Below are 1,393 nucleotides of genomic sequence, written 5' to 3'. Positions count from 1 at the left end.
ATGATCGATGGTTCGCTAGAAATGATGGTCGGCATGATAGGCATTCTCAAGGCAGGCGGCGCCTACTTACCTATCGATCCAACACATCCAATCGATCGAATCAATTATATGATAGAAGATGCCAAACTGGACGTACTCGTGACGACTTCATCCTATGCAAATAAAACGGCTTTTGCAGGAATGATTGTCAATCTTGCAGACTCAAGCGCTTATCAAGCTGATTCTACCAATCTGGATATAAACCATGAATCTCGTGATCTAGCCTATGTTATGTATACATCTGGAACGACTGGAAAAGCAAAAGGTGTCATGGTAAGTCATGCGAATCTCATTAATTACACAGTTGCGATGATCCAAAAAATTAACCTTACATCGACAGATGAAACGGCTTTATTATCCTCCTATGCGTTTGATTTAGGCTATACAACCATTTATACGGCATTACTGAGCGGGATTACGTTACACATCGCTTCTGAGAGCACCTATAAGGATCCAAACAAATTAGTATCATTCATTGGGAAGCATTGTACGTATGTTAAAATGACCCCTTCGCTGTTTTCTGTGATGATGCAATCCGATGAATTAGATACCTTCCTGCAAACAGGAAAACTTCGTTTACTAATCCTAGGTGGAGAACCATTAAATCGGAACGATTTAACACATTTTTTTGCCAAGGATACAGAAAATAAGATTTGTTTTATGAATCACTATGGACCAACCGAAACCACGATCGGTTGTATGGCAACGGAAATCGATCGACAAGAAATGATAGAGCATGGAGTCATGAATATAATCGGAAAACCATTAGCAAATGTCAAAGCCTATATGTTGGACCCACAACAAAACCTTTGCCCAATCGGAGTAAAAGGGGAGCTGTATGTGAGTGGAGTGGGAGTAGCACAAGGATATTTGCATAATCGAGAATTAACCGAAGCGAAGTTTCTTGATAATCCTTTTGAGCCAGGAGAGCGGATGTATCGTACTGGAGATCTTGCCCGATTCTTGCCAGATGGGAGAATTGAATTTTTAGGACGAATCGATAACCAAGTGAAAATCCGAGGCTATCGTGTTGAGCTAGGCGAAATTGAGCATCAATTGCGAAAGCAACCACAGGTATCAGAAGCCACAGTATTCGTTAAAAATGAGGCAGACGAAAAATTATTAGTAGCCTATTTCGTAGGGGAACAGGAGCTCGACATCGCTTCTATTCGAGATGGAATGAAGGAAGGACTACCGCATTATATGATTCCAACTTATTTCGTCCAAGTAGAGAAGATGCCATTGACGAGGAATGGGAAACTGAATAAATATGCGTTACCAGAACCAGCTGAACAGCATCTTGTCACGAATGATTATGTAGCCCCACGAACCAGTACAGAACGAACTCTCGCAG

1 protein-coding gene is annotated in these 1,393 nt (G+C 41.3%); it reads left to right on the top strand.

Annotated features, from left to right (window positions below):
• A partial coding sequence (locus JUJ52_RS22985) for an amino acid adenylation domain-containing protein (RefSeq protein WP_228089238.1) occupies positions 1-1,393 on the top strand: 1,393 nt, incomplete at both ends.

The organism is Virgibacillus sp. AGTR, assembly GCF_016919725.2.
In the GTDB taxonomy this organism is placed as follows: Bacteria; Bacillota; Bacilli; order Bacillales; family Amphibacillaceae; genus Virgibacillus; species Virgibacillus salarius.
This window is presented reverse-complemented; position numbering and strand designations above follow the sequence as displayed.